This is a genomic window from Pedococcus sp. P1_H8, assembly GCF_056405175.1.
This window is the reverse complement of record NZ_JBFUCP010000269.1, coordinates 1-427: the sequence shown is the minus strand read 5'-3', so window position 1 is coordinate 427 and position 427 is coordinate 1. Positions and strand designations below refer to the sequence as shown.

The following is a 427-nucleotide window of genomic DNA, read 5'->3' as shown; positions in this document are numbered from 1 at the left end:
GGGGAGCGCGGCCGTGCAGGTCGCGGATCGCGTCGGTCACCGCCCACTGCGCCGGGGTGCCGGTCCCCGCGTCGCCGGTGAGGAGGACCCGCAGCGAGGAATCGGTCGGGAACGGGAACTTGTCCGGGCCGGCGGTGGGCGTGGTCGCGCCGGCGAGTGCCGGCGTCATCGCGGCGAGGGGGACGACGGCACCTGCGGCCGCCGCACCGGCCAGGAATCGGCGTCGGTCGATCCCGTGGAACTCCGTCATCGTGTCCTCGTTCGTCTGGAAAGGGGTGGGCGTTGACAAGAGCAAACCCGAAGATGGACGTCTGTTCAACTGTGCGGGCCGAAAGTCGCCGGCTGTTCACCCATATTTCAGGCGAAAGCCGCGCACGGGGCGACCCGGCGAGAACGGCGCCGCGCAGGTCCCGCCGCGGTTCAATCC

1 protein-coding gene is annotated in these 427 nt (G+C 71.2%); it reads right to left on the bottom strand.

Features of this window, described 5'->3' with window-relative positions; translation table 11 throughout:
• Nucleotides 1-250 (bottom strand): hypothetical protein (locus tag AC1DYG_RS19940; protein ID WP_477641580.1); only part of this gene is annotated, 250 nt, incomplete at its 3' end.
• Nucleotides 251-427 lie beyond the last annotated feature (177 nt).